Genomic DNA, 13654 nt, shown 5'->3' with positions numbered 1-13654 from the left:
TGGGCGGCCGGTGGACGTGTTGCCGAACCGGCAAGAAGACTTGCCCGGCGAGTGCGCGGGACCGCATGGTCGGGGCAGGTCCACATCCACGGCACGGAGGAGACGACACCCATGACCGACGGCACCACCAGCGCGACCGGCGCCGCATCCGAGGCGGAGTTCTGGGACGCCCGGTACGCCGGGAGCGACCGCGTCTGGAGCGGCAAGGCCAACGACGTCCTGGTCCGCGAGGTCGGGCGCCTGAAGCCCGGTACCGCGCTCGACCTGGGCTGCGGCGAGGGCGCCGACGCGGTCTGGCTGGCCCGGCAGGGGTGGCGGGTCACCGCCGTCGACATCTCCCGCGTCGCCCTGGAGCGTGCCGCCGCCCACGCGACGGCGGAGGGCATCCCCGACGGCATCGTCGACTGGCAACGGCACGACCTGTCCGAGACGTTCCCCGGGGGAACCTACGACCTGGTCTCCGCGCAGTTCCTGCACTCGCCGAACGACATGCCGCGCGAGCGCATCCTGCGCGCCGCGGCGGCGGCCGTGGCACCCGGGGGCGTGCTGCTCGTCGTCGGGCACTCCGGGTTCCCGGCCTGGCAGACCGAGCCGCACCCTGAGGTGCACTTCCCGACGCCGGAAGAGGTGCTGCGGAGCCTGGAGCTTGCCGAGGAGGAGTGGGAGGTGCTGCTGACCGACGAGCACGAGCGCGTCCAGAACGACCCCGACGGACGGCCCACGACGCGTGTGGACAACACCCTGGAGATCCGCCGCCTGGAGCGGTGAAACGACGCGCGGCGGGCCGTGCCGACCACGGCCCGCCGGGGCACTGTGGGTGGGGGCGGAGTGACGGGACGTCAGCGGCGGGCGTCCTCACGTACCGCTGGAAGTGCTTGGAGTCGAGCCGCCGACCGCGGCCTTGGGCATGGCAGCTGAGGGCGATGTGGGTCAGTGCAGGGCGCCGGACGATGCATCAACTCGTTGTCCCGGTGGAGACCTTGTCGCCCGCCGGCCAGGTTCTCCATTCGGGCCCCGACGAAGCCGAGGGAGCCGTCAGCAGTCGATCGATCCAGGCCGGCAGCCGGTGCCACACCGGTGTCCTGTGCTGTTATGGCGATAGGGCTACCTCCGCCGTGTGGACGCCTTCTTGGCGGCCGTCTTCTTCGCGGCGGACTTCCTCGCAGGTGCTGCGGTCTTCTTCGCCCCCCGCTTGCCGGCCGGCGCCGCGGTCTTCTTGGCGGCGGACTTCTTCGCCGGCTGTGCCTTCTTGGCGGGGGCGGGGGTCCTCTTGGCGGGCGCCTTCTTGGCCGCGGTCTTGCGCGCCGGCGGCCTGGGGGCCTGCCGCTTGGCCGGGCGACGGCGCCGAGGGGCCTGCTCGTCCGCCTCCGGCTCTTCTTCCTCCTCTTCTTCCTCCTCGGGTTCCTCGTCCTCGAGTTCCTCTTCCTCTTCCTCTTCCTCGGGTTCTTCCTCGGGTTCTTCCTCTTCCTCCTCGTCCTCCGGTCCGTACTCCTCTTCCTCCTCGTCCGGTTCCTCGTCCTCGCGCTTCTCCTTCTTGCTGCCGATGCGGGCCGTACGGTCGTGCAAGGTCCCTGCGAGATCCGCGAGCTTCCGGTCCGCGACGGCGACGACCGCCTTGCGCCCGGCGTCCATCAGTTCTCCGCCCACCTGTTCCTTGAGCTGGGCGACCTGAGGCAGGTCCTTGAGCTTGTGAATACCCTCGGTCACCAACTGTTGCGGATCGAGTCCGGCGCGGCGACCGGCGAGAAAGGTCGCCATTCCGAGGGCGAGCCGCCCCTTCTTGGTGCGACCGAGAACGTAGCCGCCCGCTACCGCGGCAGCCAGAGCGAGCCTGGTCGAGTCCTTCATCACTTGTTCCCTTCGGGAGTTGCGCCCTGCGGGAGGCGACCCGTCGCCGCGCACCTTGTGAGGTGTATATGCTGAAATAGTACGTTTTGTTGTAGGGGTGGCGCCGCTCCAGAGCCGGAGATGTGGATGGCCGCAAGCGACAAGAGCGACCCCGGAAGGGGCCCGCGCTCCACCCGGAGCGAAGGCACGGCACGGCGTTCGAGCGCCGAGCGGTCCCGGCGGCCCCGCAAACGTTCGGCGGCCTGGGCCATGCGGTCCGCGTCCGAGCAACTCTCCGAACTCCTCGGTCGCAGGCCGGAATCCGTTTCCGCGGTGAAACCGACCGAAGACGGCTGGGAAGCGGACGTCGAGGTCCTGGAACTGGAGCGCGTGCCCCAGACGACCAGTGTGATGGCCACGTACCACGTGACGTTGGACGAGGAAGGAGACCTGGTGGCGTACGAGCGGACACGCCGTTACACGCGGGGGCAGATAGACCGACGCGCCTGACCCGACACAAGGCGCTGAAGGGAGGCGCCATGACCGTGGTGCCGCAGAGCGGGGGCGGCATGTCGAGGGGTGGTGGCGGGGGGAGCCTCTACGACGTCCTGGAACTGATCCTGGACCGGGGGCTCGTCATCGACGTCTTCGTCCGCGTGTCCCTGGTGGGCATCGAGATCCTCAAGATCGACGCCCGGATCGTCGTGGCGAGCGTCGACACATATCTCCGTTTCGCCGAAGCCTGCAACCGGCTTGACCTGGAATCCGGGCGAAAGCAGCCCACCCAGCTCACCGATCTCGTGGGTGAGATCACCGAGGGCGGGGCCAAGGGCAAGTCGAAGGGTGCCCTGTCCGGCGCCGTCGAGGCCGTGACCGACACCTTGAAGGGCGGGAGCGACGAGGACGAGGAGGAGGACGAGTACGAGGAAGAGCCCGAAGAGGAGGAAGCGGAGTACGAGGAGGAGCCCCGGCAGCCGCGGCGCAGGAGCACCGGGCGGGCTTCCCGGCGGGAGAGGGAATGAGCATGGCCGTCTACGTCTACTCCATCACCGCGAAGGACCACCCGTTGCGCCTGGACGGCCTCACGGCCGTCGGCGGATCGGGCCAGGAGTTGCGCACGGTGACGAATGCCGAGCTCTCCGCGGTCGTGAGCGAGGCCCCCGAGGACCTGCGTCCCCGGCGCAGGGACGTGCTCGCCCATCAGGAGGTGCAGGAACGGCTGATGGCCGACGGTGCCGTGCTGCCACTGCGCTTCGGCTTCACGGCACCCGACGAGGAGGCCGTGAAGGCCGCGCTGGAGGACCGTGCGGTGGAGTACCGGGAGCAGCTGAAGAACCTGCAGGGCTGCGCCGAGTACCACCTGAAGGTCTCGTGGGACGAGGACTCCCTGCTGCGCCGGATCCTGGAGGAGAACGACGAGGCGCGCCGGCTGAACGAGGAGATCCGCGGCGGAGCCGCGTCCCCCGACATCCCCCTGATGCTGGGCGAGCTGCTCGCCAACGAGGTGCAGGCCCGCCAGCAGGCCCTCGGGGCGGGCATCGTCGAGGCGCTGCGCCCCTTCGTCCGGGACGACGTGGCCTCCCCGCCGGGCGGACAGGACTTCCTCAGCGTCTCCTTCCTGGTGGACGACAGCAAGGAGGAGATGTTCCTGGCCACGCAGCTGAGCCTCGCCAACCAGGTGGGCGAGGAGTGCGACTTCCGGCTGCTCGGACCGCTGCCCCCGTACAGCTTCGTGTGAGAGGGAGTGGCCCCCATGGGACTGTTCACCCAGATCGTCACCCTCCCCCTGGCGCCGGTGCGCGGGGTGGGCTGGGTGGTCGAGCGCGTACTGGAGGCCGCGGAGCAGGAGTACTACGACCCCGAGCCCGTCGAACGCGAACTCGCCGCCCTGGAGAAGGAGCTCCTCGCCGGACGGATCGACGAGGAGACCTTCGAGGCCCGCGAGGAGGAACTGCTCGACCGGCTCGACGAGATCGCGGCCTTCCGGCGCGGTGAGCCCGCGCCCTGAGACGAGGTGACGCAGTGACGGATTCCCCGGCGGGCCGGCTCGGCTCGTACCCCACGAGGGCCGCTCCCCAGCAGTACGCCCAAGGGCAGGGGTCCTCGGCCAACCTGGCGGACATCCTCGAGCGGGTCCTGGACAAGGGCATCGTCATCGCCGGCGACATCCAGATCAACCTGCTCGACATCGAACTGCTCACCATCAAGCTGCGACTGCTGGTGGCCTCCGTCGACAAGGCCAAGGAGATGGGCATCGACTGGTGGGAGCACGATCCGTCGCTGTCCTCCCGGGCCCACGGGGAGAGTTCGCTCGCGCAGGAGAACCGCAGGCTGCGCGAGGAGATCGAAGCACTGAAGGAAGGGCGGGAGCTGACGGACACGCCGCGGGGCAGCGTGGCCTCCCGCCACCGCACGCGGTCCTCCTCGGCGACGCACCGCCGCGGCGGCGATCCCGGGACGGACGATGGATGACCGGGTCAGCTACGCGTACGCCGTGCTGCGCGGCGGCGGCGTTCCGGAGGGCGCCCTGGCCGCGCTGACGGGCGTCGCCGGGGCACCGGTGGGGCTCGTGACGTCGGGTCCGCTGGCCGCGGCCGTCAGCCCGGTGCCCGCCGCGGACTTCCGGGAGGACGCCCTCCGCCGCCACCTGGAGGACCTGGACTGGCTGGAGACCGTCGCCCGCGCCCACCACACCGTCATCGAGGCGCTCTCGGCGCACACCACCGTGCTGCCCCTGCGGCTGGCCACGGTCTACCTGGACGACGCACGCGTCCTGGCCGTGCTGCGGGACGACGACGCGGCGTTCACGCAGGTCCTGGAGCGGCTCGCAGGACACCTCGAATGGGGGGTCAAGATCTACGTGGAGGCCCCGGCGGCTGCGTCCGCGGGCCCCGCCGGAGCCGGCGCCGGCGAGGACCTCAGCCCTGGCCGCGCCTACCTGCGTGCCCGCCGCGCCCAGCGGCACTCCCGCGACGAGGCCTACCGCGCGGCGGAGGAGGCCGCCGCACGCGTCGAGACGATCGGCCGCGAACTGGCCACCGGGCACGCCCGGCACCGCGTGCAGCAGGGGCAACTCGCCGCCGGCGCGGGGGAGAACGTCCTCAACGACGCCTTCCTCCTCGCGGACGAGCAGGCCGAGGCCTTCCGCGCCCGCGTCCTCGCCGCCGGCGAAGGACTGCCCGGGGTGCGCGTCGACGTCACCGGCCCCTGGGCCCCGTACTCGTTCGCCGCCCTCCCCGACGCGGACGTGGCGGACGTGCCGCCGTGACCGCCGCCGACCGGACCCCCGAACGGACCCCCGAACCCCTGGCGGAGCGTCAGGTGGCCCTCGTCGACCTGCTCGACCGCCTCCTGAGCGGCGGCGTCGTCCTCACCGGCGACGTGGTGCTCTCCATCGCCGACATCGACCTCGTCCGCATCTCCCTGCGCGCCCTGATCGTCTCCGTCAGCGAGCGCACCCCCTCCCCGTGGGGCCCGGGGCCCGGCCCATGACACCCCCGGCGCTCCCCGGCGACGCCCACCCCCCGGACCGCCTCGGCGAGGTCGCCGACGCAGCCGCCCGCGCCTTCCGCCTGCTCCCCGCCGTCCCGCGCGACACCCCGTCCCCCCGCCCCGCGCGCCGCATCAGCACCGACCCCGACACGGTCGAACGCGACCTGATGAAACTCGTCCTGACCCTCGTCGAACTCCTCCGCCAGCTCATGGAACGCCAGGCCCTCCACCGCGTCGACGCGGGCGACCTCACCGAGGAGGAGGAGGAACGCCTCGGCGCCACGTTGATGATCCTCCACGACCGCATGGAAGGCCTGTGCGTGCAGTACGGCCTGTCCATGTCCGACCTCAACCTCGACCTCGGGCCCCTGGGCACGCTCCTCCCGCCCGACTGAGCCGCGGCCCCGGAGCCGCAAGGGCTCAGGGCGTGGGGATGCCGCCCGGGCGGGAGGGGCGGCCGAAGCGGACGGGGACGCCGGGAGAGTACAGGACGCTGACCGGGGGGCCCACGGGGGCGGGCAGGCCCGCGGCCGTGATCAGGCTCTCGTCGCACTCGAGCAGTTCGGCGCGGTGGAGCGGCCAGCGGGGGTGGGAGTTCGGCAGGTACAGCTGCCGCTCGAAGAAGGTGTTGTGCAGTCCCCAGCGCGCGGTGAGGAAGTGCTCGAGCTCGGTGGGTTCCGCGACGGGCTCGCCGACGCGCACGCTGATCCGCGAGTGCGCCCCGCGCGGGCCCGGCCAACGGCGCGTGCTGGTGTACGTGAGGGTGTCGCCGTCGCGGCGGATCGCCATCCGCGACCACAGGTACGGCAGGCGGAACGCGGCGCGCGCGACCGCCACCGGTATCAGCCGGGACGCGTCGAGCGACCGGAAGACGACACCGCGCCGCCCGTGGGCGTCCACGGAGTACAGCCGGACGTTCGTCTCGGGGAAGGTGCCCAGGTAGGGGACGCCCGGGAGACGGAACCAGCCGACGCGGTGCATGCGGAAGGCGACGAGGCCGACGTAGGTGGCGCCGTCGAGCGTGTCGGGGACGGTGCCGGCCGGCAGGAGCGGCGCGATATCGGCGGGGTCGGCCGCCCAGTGGAGGAAGGCCAGGTCGAGCCACGACTGGGTGAGCAGCGGGCCGGCGGCGACGTCGGGCGGGTCCGCGGTGATCGGTTCGGGCGTGGTCTGCGGGGGCGGCACGCGACCAGCATCGCAGACGTGCCACGGGCCTCCGGCAGGCGCTGCGCAACCGCTGTGACACGTGGGGTTCAGGAGGTCACAGCCGGGTACACCATGTGAGCGGGTGCCGGGGCCCCGCATCCGTTGGGGACGGACAGGGGGTTCTTCCCCATACCGGTGACGCTGCGGAGCAGCCCTTCGGCGTGGGGAGTGATGGACATGACGCACTGGTACGCCACCTCGTCATCGGCCGGCCGCACCGACGTGTACGTGTGCGAGCTCGAGCACCGCGCCGTGGCCGTCGCCGTCGCGCGACGCACCGCCCGCACCGTGCTGACCGGCTGGTCGGTGCCGGAGGAGGCCGTCCACGACGCCGTCCTCGTCGTTTCGGAACTGGTGACCAACGCCGTGGAGCACGCGCTGCCACCGGTCGCCCTGCGCCTGCGCCGCGGCGAGGCCGACGGCACGGCGATCATCCGCGTCGAGGTCACCGACGGCGGGCCCGCGCCGCGGCACGGCACCTGGGCCGCCGGCCGCGGCCCAGGCGAGCACGGCCGTGGAGCCGCCATCGTCGACAGCCTCGGCATCGGTTCCGGCGTCGGTACCCGCAGCCGTGGCAGCGGGCGCTGGGCGGATCTGCTGGCCGCCTGAGCCCCCGGAAAGTGCCCGTGGATCTTCCGCCCATACCTCCGGACGTCGGATGATGGATTCCCGTACGAGAATTTTGTCCGGAAGAAAACGAAAAGCCCGTATGTTGAGATCGCGCAGAGGGAGGGCTTGTCGTGGTCGCACCCGGCCCGGGTGCGGGAAGGGAGGCACCCGCATGGAGCTCGGGTCCCGTCTCTCGGCGATGCAGGATCCCATCGGATCGGGTTGCAGGGTCTTCCTCGCCGTGATGATCGCGATCATCACGGCGGTGCCGGTCGCCGACCACTTCCTCCCGGAGGACATCCACCTCGCCCACGTGCTGGTCATCCCCGTCGCGCTGGCCTCCGCCTTCGCCGGAGCCGTGTACGGGGCCCTGACGGGACTCGCGGCGGTGCTCGCCCTCGTCGCCGCGGGCGCCGAGCGGCACACGCTCCTCACCGAGAACGTCCTCGTCCAGCTCGGTTCCCTGGTGCTGCTCTCCTTGCTGCTCGTCCTCATCAGCGCCCTGCGCGAGCGCCGCAGACATGAGCTCGCGGAGCTGCGCGCGGTGTCGCAGGCGACCCAGGGCGTGCTGCTGCGCCCGCTGCCGCGCCAAGCCGGGCCGGTGTCCATCGCCACGGCGTACCGCAGCGCCGGCGACGGTGAGCGCATCGGCGGCGACCTGTACGCCGTCGCCCGCACGGCCCGGGCCACCCGCCTGCTCATAGGCGACGTGCGTGGCAAGGGACTGGGTTCCATCGGCGACACCGAGACCGTCCTCGGGGCGTTCCGCGCCTCGGCGCACCGGCAGGCGCCCTTGGCGGAGCTGATGGAGTCGCTGGAGGGCAGCGTCCGCTGGGAGCTGACCCAGGCGTGGGACGGGCCGGGCGAAACCGACGTCGGGGAGCGCTTCGTCACCGCCGCCGTCGTCGAGATCCCCGACGACGAGCCGTACGTGCACGTGGTCAGCTGCGGGCACCTGCCGCCGATCCTCCTCCACGACGGCACGGTCACCACCCTCGACGTCCCCGAACCGGCGCCGCCGCTGGGACTCGGCGGACTGACCGGGAGCAGCTACGCTCCCACCACCTTCACCTTCGCCCCCGGCGACCGGCTGCTGCTCTACACCGACGGCGTGACCGAGGCCCGGAACGGCGACGGGGAGTTCTACCCGCTCATCAGCCGGGTCGCGGAGTGGGGCGACCGCGGCCCCGACCAGCTCGTACGGGAGATGACCGACGACCTGCTGGCCCACACCTCCGCCCCGCTGCAGGACGACATGGCCGTGGTCGCGATCGTGCGCGACGCCCTGGGAGGACCGCCACCAAATGCACGGACCCCCGCTGGAGCCGACACGGCAGCGGACGCCGATGAGCCAGGCGTTCGACCTGCTGGCCGCGGACTATGACGACGACCATCACGACGCCGTCGCCGCGGCCCTGATCGAGCTGGCGGACCCCACGCCGGTGGACCGGAGGGTCGCCGACGTGGCCTGCGGCACCGGGGCGGTGGCCCTGACGCTCGCCCGCTCCCGTTCGTCCGCCGACCCCGCGGTGCTGGCCGTGGACGTCTCCGCGGCCATGATCGCCGCGGGCCGGGCGCGCGCCGAGCGCCTGGCGGCCCCCGGGGCGATCGACTGGCGGGTCGCGGACGCCGTGCCGCTGCCCTGCGCCGACCGAGCGCTCGACCTGGTCCTGTGCGCGTCGTCCCTGCACTTCCTCGGTGGGCGGGCCCTCGCCGACTGGCGGCGCGTCGTGCGGCCTGGTGGCCGTGTCGGGTACAGCCTCCCCCTCGCGTCCGGCTTCCGGGCCTCCGGCCCCTTCGCGTCGCTCGTCGCACGCGACCTGCCGCTCCCCGTGACGGCACGCGACGCCGCGGACCTGGCGGCCGCCTCGGGCCTGCACGCCCCGGTCGCCCGTGTCGTCCGGATCGGCGACCGCTCGGTCGCGCTGACCGTCGCCCGCACCCCCGGCGCGGCGCCCTGACCGTCCGCCCCCGACGCCGGCGGCGCGTGAGGGGCGGTGGTCCGGGAGACGGGACCGGACCACCGCCCGGTGTGCGGGGCGCGCCTCAGTTGGGGGAGGACGAGCCCGTTAGGGGGTCGGCGGACGCGTCGAACGTCGCCGTCGGGGCGGCGAGACCGAGCGCGGTCGGGGCGTCGGGCAGCCCGGCGCCGACGCGGAGCGGTTCGGTGACGGGCAGCGGCCGGCTGGCACCGCGGAGCAGCGCCATCAGCTGGTCCGTGCGCGCGGCGCCGCGGGGGTGCGGCGTCGCCCGCAGCTGCTCGTGGTGGGCGAGCAGCAACGCGGCCAGCCCGGTGAGATGGGCCGCCGCGATGGCGGTGCCCTCGGCGACCGTGTAGGTGGCGCCGAGCGCCGTGGTGACGATCGCGGTTCCGGGTGCGGTGAGGTCGACGCCGGGCCCGGTGGGCGTGAAGGGCGCCGGGTACGGACCGGGCCACGGAGGCTGGGTGGCGGCCGCCGGGCTGTCCGGCGGGTACGTGCCGGTGTGCGCGAGCGCGCCCGCGGCCAGCACGGTGGGCAGGGCGGCGAGCGGGCTGAGCGCACCGGAGGTGTCGCCCGCCGGGGCGATGACGGCGATGCCCGCCGCGTGCGCGTCCATCAGCTTCCACGCCGCCAGCTGCGAGGGCTGGTCGTAGGTGACGTTGATCTGCGCGACGTCGATGTCGTGGGAGATGCAGTGATCCACCGCGCGCAGCAGGTCGGCGACGCGGCCGCCGGGGAACAGCTTGAGGGCGTGCACCGTGGCGTCCGCCGCGATGCCGGTGACCCCGGTGCGGTTGTCGGCGGCGGCCACGATCCCGGCGCAGCGGGTGCCGTGCCCGGTCGCGTCCGTCCGCCAGCCCGCGTCGTCGGCGGCGGGGGTGAAGTCGGCGCCGGAGCGGACGGTGTCCTTCAGGTCCGGGTGCGCGGTGTCGACGCCGGAGTCCAGCAGGGCCACCGACACGCCGTGGCCGCGGTAGGTCGGGGGGATCTCGTGCAGGCGCATCGCCTGCCAGCCCCAGCCGGTGAGCGGCCGGTCCGGGAAGCCCTCGAAGGTCTCCGCCAGGGAGCGGACCACCACCTCCACCTCGGCGCCGGACAGGGTGTCGTCGTCCGGGAAGGGGCGGCCGGTGCGCACCGGCCAGTGGTCGCCCGCCGGTCGCACGTACAGGGACCGGAGGGTTGCCGGGGTGTCGGCCGGCAGGACGAGCTCGGCCCGGCCGTCGGCGCCGGTGACGGCGTACGCCGTCGTGCCGGTGCCCGTCGCCCACACCTGCGCGTCGGGCACGCCCTGACCGCGACTCGTCACGCGCACCGTGATCCGCGGCGGCTCCTGGAGGGTGACCTCCATCGCCGGGTCCACGGCCGCGGCGGCCGGCCGCGTCGCGGGGGCCGGCGTGTAGGCCAGCGGCTGGTCGGCCTCGACCACCACCTGGGGGTTGGCGGCCAGCGCGCGGGCGCGCTCGTGGGGCATCGTCACCACGGCCACCGGGGGGCACACCGGGTGGGGTTCGGCGATCGCCTCCAGGCCGCGGGAGCGGGAGGGGTGCACCTGGGCGACCACCTCCACCTCCGGATCCTCCTCGAGCAGCGTGAACAGCGCCGAGGCCTCGACGGGCGGCACGCCCGCGGTCAGCCAGGGGACCGGCCGGGGTGCCACCAGGTACCGGCCCCAGGCCGCGCGGCCCGGGTGCCCGGCGTGCGTCCCCGCCATCCCCATGTAGTGCCCGGGGCCCTGTTTCGTGTCGCCCGGTGCCGCGACCGGTCCGTTCGCCCCGCCGGCTTCCGATCCGGCACCGGGCTTGCGGCCGCCCTTGGCGCCGCCGTGCCCCTTCGCCATGTCGCCGTTGCCCTGCTGCTCACTCATCACGCTTCCGCCTTCACCGATCACCTTGCGTTGGACCACACCGCGCCGCTGCCGCGGCTGGACGGCCCGGTCGGCCGGGGCAGCCGCAAGGGCCGCCCCGGCCGACCGGGAGACCGCTCAGATGCCGAGCGGCATCTGACCGACGTGCTGCCCGTACGGCGACTGCCCGTACGGGGACTGGCCGTTCTGGAACTGGCTGTTCTGGAACTGACCGTTCTGGAACTGGCCCGGGAACTGGCCGTACTGGCTGAACTGGCCGAACTGCTGGCCGAACTGCTGGCCGTACTGGCCGAACGGCGACTGGCCCTGGGCGATCTGGCTCAGCGCGCTGTGCACGACCGGCGCGATGCGGCGGGCGCACTCGGTGAGCACGCTGCTCCAGGCGTGCGGGGGGATCTGGCCCTGCGCCTGGATGCCCATCATGATCTGCGGGTCGATGCGCACCTGCTCGACCACGGCGTTGACCGCGGTGGCCGCACAGCGCAGCGACAGCTCGGTCACCAGCAGCGGCAGCTGCTGCTGGCCCTGCCCGATGCCGGGCTGGCCGAAGTGCTGCTGCCCGTAGCCCTGCAGACCCATGAACGGCTGGCCGATGCCCTGCTGTCCGTAGCCCTGCTGGCCTGCCCACGGCTGCGACTGCTGCTGACCGGACTGCTGCCAGTGCGGCTGCTGCAGCTGCTGACCGTACTGCTGGGGGGTGTAGACCGACATCAAGCTCCTCCTTGAGCTGTGACGGAAAGGGATGAGACGGCGGCTCCGTGGAGGGGGCTCCCAGAACCGGTCCGCCGCCATGCGCAGCAAATCACCACCGGACAAAAAGCGCTTCTCGTGACATACCGCCACCAGAGGGTGCGTGGCAGCCGAGCTGCAGCGACCTCTTCGTGGCCGCCTCACCCGGACGGCCCACGCCGGGGGCGCGCCGCGGCGGGAAGACCATCCCCATGGGCATGATCGAGGTCGGCGGGGTCGCGCTCCACTACGAGCGCCGCGGCCAGGGGCCGCCCCTCCTGTGCGTCTCCGGGGCGGGCGGCGACGCGGGTGTGTGGACCAGGACGGCCGAGGCGCTCGCGGACGAGTTCACCGTCGTCTCCTACGACCGCAGGGGGAACGCGCGCAGCCCGCGTCCGCCGCGATGGACCTCGACGTCCATCGACGAGCAGGCCGACGACGCCGCCGGGCTGCTCCGCGGCCTCGGCTTCGGTCCGGCGGCCGTCCTGGGGTCCGGGAGCGGGGCGGTGATCCTGCTCAACCTCGCGCTGCGCCACCCGGAGACGGTGCGGGCAGCCATCGTCCACGAGCCCCCGCTCCTGTCGGTGAGCGCGGATCCCGGCGCGGTGCGCGCCCGGTTCGACCGGGCCTTCGAACGGGGCATGGCGGCGGACGGGCCGAGGGGCGCGCCGGAGGAACTGGTGCGCTGGCCGAGTGGCTGGCGGGAAGGCTGGGAACCGAGCTGGTCGGCATCCCCGGCGCGCACGCCCCCTACCTCACACATCCGGTCGAACTCGCGGACTTCCTGCGGCCGTTGCTGCACGACGTGGCCGGGTGAGCACGCGTACGCGGTGGGGTGCGCGTCGCAACGAGGCGGCGGGCGGGGGAGGATGGGGCGGGACAGCACCACCGACACCGAGGAGGAGCCCGTGCCATTGGAGGGCGAGTACGAACCGAGCCCGCAGACGTGGGCGCGCGAGCAGGTCGAGCGGTACGAGAGCTCCGGGGGCACCGAGGGGACCACGATGCGGGACCTGCCCGTGGTCATCCTGACGACCCGCGGCGCGAAGAGCGGGAAGATCCGCAAGACCCCCCTGATGCGGGTGGAGCACGGCGGGCAGTACGCCGTGGTCGCCTCGCTGGGCGGCGCCCCCAAGAACCCGGTCTGGTACCACAACGTGGTCGCCGACCCCCGGGTCGAGCTCCAGGACGGCCCCCGGCGCCAGGACATGACGGCGCGTGAGGTGTCCGGCGAGGAGAAGGCGCTGTGGTGGGACCGGGCTGTCGAGGCTTTCCCCGACTACGCGGACTACCAGAAGAAGACCGACCGCGAGATCCCGGTCTTCGTCCTGGAGCCGGCGGCCCGTCCCCACTGAGCGCGGCGCGGGGGTGATGCGCACCGGGCCGCGCCCGGTGCGCATGAACGGCGTCATCGCGGACAGGCGCGCGGTGCGGGTGCCGGACCACGTTTCCCCCGTCGCGGTCCGGCACCCGCGGGTCGTCAGGGCGCCGGCGTCCGCAACTCGACGTCGTCGGGCCCGAGCGGCCGGCCGTCGGCGTCGCGCATCCCCAGCGGGGCCACCGGGCGACCGGTCGCCCGGTCCACGAGGGTGGTCCGCTCCTCCCCGGGTTCGAAGAGGTTGGCCTCGCCCCACTGACGCAGGGCGAGCAGCACCAGCCGCAGACCCTTGCCCTCCTCGGTGAGTTCGTACTCCCGGTACGGACTCCCGTCCGAGGCGGGCACCGTGCGCAGCACCCCGTGCTCCACGAGCTTGGTGACGCGGCTGCTCAGGATGTTCTTGGCGCAGCCCAGGCTGCGGTGGAAGTCGTTGAACCGGCGCACCCCGTTGAGCGCGTCCCTGACGATCAGCAGCGACCACCAGTCGCCGACGATGCCCAGGGTCCGCGCGACCGGGCACGGTCCGTCACTGAAGTCCTTCTTCTGCATCGCCCTCTCCCGGTTGCG

Annotated in this window: 18 protein-coding genes and 1 pseudogene; 14 read left to right on the top strand and 5 right to left on the bottom strand. The window is 73.1% G+C overall.

The window, feature by feature from the left end:
• Positions 1-111 precede the first annotated feature (111 nt).
• Complete coding sequence (locus tag ABZ312_RS36300) at positions 112-768, top strand: class I SAM-dependent methyltransferase (protein ID WP_500329591.1); 657 nt, start codon at positions 112-114, stop codon at positions 766-768.
• Positions 769-1104: 336 nt separating this feature from the next.
• Here ABZ312_RS36300 and ABZ312_RS36295 read toward each other — a convergent pair whose 3' ends face one another.
• Positions 1105-1848 carry a histone protein gene (locus ABZ312_RS36295; RefSeq protein ID WP_500329589.1) on the bottom strand — a complete coding sequence of 248 codons (744 nt, stop codon included), beginning with the start codon at positions 1846-1848 and terminating at the stop codon, positions 1105-1107.
• Positions 1849-1974: 126 nt separating this feature from the next.
• Between ABZ312_RS36295 and ABZ312_RS36290 the strand changes: the two genes are divergently transcribed.
• The 8 genes from ABZ312_RS36290 to ABZ312_RS36255 are packed head-to-tail and all read left to right on the top strand — an operon-like array spanning position 1975 to position 5714.
• The gene (locus ABZ312_RS36290) at positions 1975-2337 is read left to right on the top strand and encodes a gas vesicle protein GvpO (protein ID WP_500329588.1); all 363 of its coding nucleotides are present in this window, start codon (positions 1975-1977) and stop codon (positions 2335-2337) included.
• A 29-nt stretch (positions 2338-2366) separates the two neighbouring features.
• Positions 2367-2849, top strand: coding sequence for a gas vesicle structural protein GvpA (locus ABZ312_RS36285; protein ID WP_500329586.1), 483 nt, complete (start codon positions 2367-2369; stop codon positions 2847-2849).
• A gap of 2 nt (positions 2850-2851) precedes the next feature.
• On the top strand, positions 2852-3565 hold the full coding sequence (locus ABZ312_RS36280) for a GvpL/GvpF family gas vesicle protein (RefSeq protein WP_500329731.1): 714 nt from the start codon (positions 2852-2854) through the stop codon (positions 3563-3565).
• A 15-nt stretch (positions 3566-3580) separates the two neighbouring features.
• Positions 3581-3835 carry a gas vesicle protein GvpG gene (locus tag ABZ312_RS36275; RefSeq protein ID WP_018559348.1) on the top strand — a complete coding sequence of 85 codons (255 nt, stop codon included), beginning with the start codon at positions 3581-3583 and terminating at the stop codon, positions 3833-3835.
• 14 nt (positions 3836-3849) lie between these two features.
• Positions 3850-4299: a gas vesicle protein gene (locus ABZ312_RS36270; protein WP_500329584.1), complete on the top strand. Its 450-nt coding sequence runs from the start codon at positions 3850-3852 to the stop codon at positions 4297-4299.
• Positions 4292-5095 carry a GvpL/GvpF family gas vesicle protein gene (locus ABZ312_RS36265; protein ID WP_500329582.1) on the top strand — a complete coding sequence of 268 codons (804 nt, stop codon included), beginning with the start codon at positions 4292-4294 and terminating at the stop codon, positions 5093-5095. The genes ABZ312_RS36270 and ABZ312_RS36265 overlap by 8 nt, the downstream gene beginning before the upstream one ends.
• A complete protein-coding gene (locus ABZ312_RS36260; RefSeq protein ID WP_500359303.1) occupies positions 5092-5319 on the top strand; it encodes a gas vesicle protein in 228 nt (75 codons plus the stop codon). Before ABZ312_RS36265 ends, ABZ312_RS36260 begins: the two co-directional genes overlap by 4 nt.
• Complete coding sequence (locus ABZ312_RS36255) at positions 5316-5714, top strand: gas vesicle protein K (RefSeq protein WP_500329579.1); 399 nt, start codon at positions 5316-5318, stop codon at positions 5712-5714. The genes ABZ312_RS36260 and ABZ312_RS36255 overlap by 4 nt, the downstream gene beginning before the upstream one ends.
• 25 nt (positions 5715-5739) lie before the next feature.
• Here the strand turns inward: ABZ312_RS36255 and ABZ312_RS36250 are convergent, their stop codons facing one another.
• Positions 5740-6504, bottom strand: coding sequence for a YqjF family protein (locus ABZ312_RS36250; protein ID WP_500439560.1), 765 nt, complete (start codon positions 6502-6504; stop codon positions 5740-5742).
• Between the two features lie 198 nt (positions 6505-6702).
• On the opposite strand from ABZ312_RS36250, the gene ABZ312_RS36245 reads away from it, so the two are divergent.
• The 3 genes from ABZ312_RS36245 (at position 6703) to ABZ312_RS36235 (ending at position 9095) form a co-directional block, all read left to right on the top strand.
• On the top strand, positions 6703-7134 hold the full coding sequence (locus ABZ312_RS36245; RefSeq protein WP_500439558.1) for an ATP-binding protein: 432 nt from the start codon (positions 6703-6705) through the stop codon (positions 7132-7134).
• A gap of 172 nt (positions 7135-7306) precedes the next feature.
• On the top strand, positions 7307-8518 hold the full coding sequence (locus ABZ312_RS36240) for a PP2C family protein-serine/threonine phosphatase (RefSeq protein WP_500329574.1): 1212 nt from the start codon (positions 7307-7309) through the stop codon (positions 8516-8518).
• Positions 8481-9095 (top strand): class I SAM-dependent methyltransferase, encoded by a 615-nt coding sequence (locus tag ABZ312_RS36235; RefSeq protein WP_500439556.1) that lies wholly within the window; start codon positions 8481-8483, stop codon positions 9093-9095. Before ABZ312_RS36240 ends, ABZ312_RS36235 begins: the two co-directional genes overlap by 38 nt.
• An 85-nt stretch (positions 9096-9180) precedes the next feature.
• Here the strand turns inward: ABZ312_RS36235 and ABZ312_RS36230 are convergent, their stop codons facing one another.
• Both ABZ312_RS36230 and ABZ312_RS36225 read right to left on the bottom strand, forming a co-directional pair.
• Complete coding sequence (locus ABZ312_RS36230) at positions 9181-10980, bottom strand: S8 family serine peptidase (protein ID WP_500439554.1); 1800 nt, start codon at positions 10978-10980, stop codon at positions 9181-9183.
• A 117-nt stretch (positions 10981-11097) separates the two neighbouring features.
• Positions 11098-11691 (bottom strand): hypothetical protein, encoded by a 594-nt coding sequence (locus ABZ312_RS36225; protein ID WP_500329568.1) that lies wholly within the window; start codon positions 11689-11691, stop codon positions 11098-11100.
• A 230-nt stretch (positions 11692-11921) separates the two neighbouring features.
• On the opposite strand from ABZ312_RS36225, the pseudogene ABZ312_RS36220 reads away from it, so the two are divergent.
• Together ABZ312_RS36220 and ABZ312_RS36215 are read left to right on the top strand one after the other, a co-directional pair.
• Positions 11922-12449, top strand: a pseudogene (locus ABZ312_RS36220) (alpha/beta fold hydrolase); the annotation flags it as partial.
• 168 nt (positions 12450-12617) lie between these two features.
• Complete coding sequence (locus ABZ312_RS36215) at positions 12618-13064, top strand: nitroreductase family deazaflavin-dependent oxidoreductase (RefSeq protein ID WP_500329730.1); 447 nt, start codon at positions 12618-12620, stop codon at positions 13062-13064.
• Between the two features lie 125 nt (positions 13065-13189).
• Here the strand turns inward: ABZ312_RS36215 and ABZ312_RS36210 are convergent, their stop codons facing one another.
• Positions 13190-13636 (bottom strand): winged helix-turn-helix transcriptional regulator, encoded by a 447-nt coding sequence (locus ABZ312_RS36210; protein ID WP_500439553.1) that lies wholly within the window; start codon positions 13634-13636, stop codon positions 13190-13192.
• Positions 13637-13654: the final 18 nt, after the last annotated feature.

It is taken from the genome of Streptomyces sp. NPDC006207 (assembly GCF_040613835.1).
Lineage (GTDB): Bacteria > Actinomycetota > Actinomycetes > Streptomycetales > Streptomycetaceae > Actinacidiphila.
This window is presented reverse-complemented; position numbering and strand designations above follow the sequence as displayed.